At 62.5% G+C, this 1,061-nt stretch carries 1 protein-coding gene; it reads right to left on the reverse strand.

All coding sequences use genetic code 11. The features are described 5' to 3' along the window. Positions 1-881: transposase (locus FJ957_RS31715; protein ID WP_246686025.1), on the reverse strand; the 881-nt coding region annotated here is incomplete at its 3' end. Between the last annotated feature and the right edge of the window lie 180 nt (positions 882-1,061).

Consider the following 1,061-nt stretch of genomic DNA (forward strand, 5'->3'; position numbering starts at 1 on the left):
AGGAGCTTCCTTGCGACGGCGATGATGGCGAGCTTCTTGGAGCCGGAGCGGGCAGCAAGTGCGCTGTAGAAGGCCTTGAAGCGCTCACAGGTTCGAATGGCGGTGAGGGCTGCCATGTAGAGAGCGCGGCGCACGCGTGATCGCCCGCCCTGGATCTGGCTCCTGCGGTTGAGCTTGCCGCTTTTGTTGTCGAACGGGGCCAGGCCGACCAGAGCGGCGATTGCTTTGGGCGAGCGCTGGCCGAGCTCGGGCAGGAGCGCCAGCAGGGAGAATGCGCCGACCTTGGAGACACCGGGCACGGAGACCATCAGCGTGTAATCGCGGGCGGTGTCCTCGGCTTGACGAATGACTTCGGCAATCTGGCCCTCGATCGCCTTGATGCGCGTGTCGAGGTAGGCGATCGTCTCTTCCAGATCGGCAATGACGATCTCATTGAAGGCCTCGGCGAGGTGCTTCTTCGCCGTTGCCCGCATCTCGACCAGTTGATCGCGGTAGCGGGCAAGCGATTGAAGCTGCTCGACTTCTTCGCGCGGCGCCGGCTCGGCCTCAGGATTATAGCGACGGCCGTAGTCGCTCAGCATCCTGGCGTCGAGAGGATCGGTCTTGGCCCGCCGTCTCGTCGACTTCGAATAGTGGTGGGTATGCGCTGGGTTGTGCCGCGAGAACGGCACGCCGGCCTTGGCCAGCGCATGGCGCAGAAGCCGGTCATGGACGCCTGTCGCCTCCATGACGACGAAGTCCCGGCTGGGATCGAGGCCCGCCACATACGCCGCGATCGCGTCGGCCTGGTTGTCGATGCGCCGAAGACGGCCACTTGTCTCATCAAAAAAATCCAGCCACTGCTTTGAGATGTCGCAGCCGACATAGTTCTGGGCTATCATGTCCACGCCTCTTCCTGTGGTGCGGGGTCTGCTTGGAACAGCCCCGTGCAACTGTTCAGGTTGATGGTTCACCGGTGGGAAGGGACCGGGCCATGCCACGGCCTGTCCGAAAGGACGACCAGGATTCATTCGGTCTCCTTCCCACTTCAAACCATACACCAGAACCAACACACAGGATTC

The organism is Mesorhizobium sp. B2-4-6 (assembly GCF_006442775.1).
GTDB lineage: Bacteria > Pseudomonadota > Alphaproteobacteria > Rhizobiales > Rhizobiaceae > Mesorhizobium.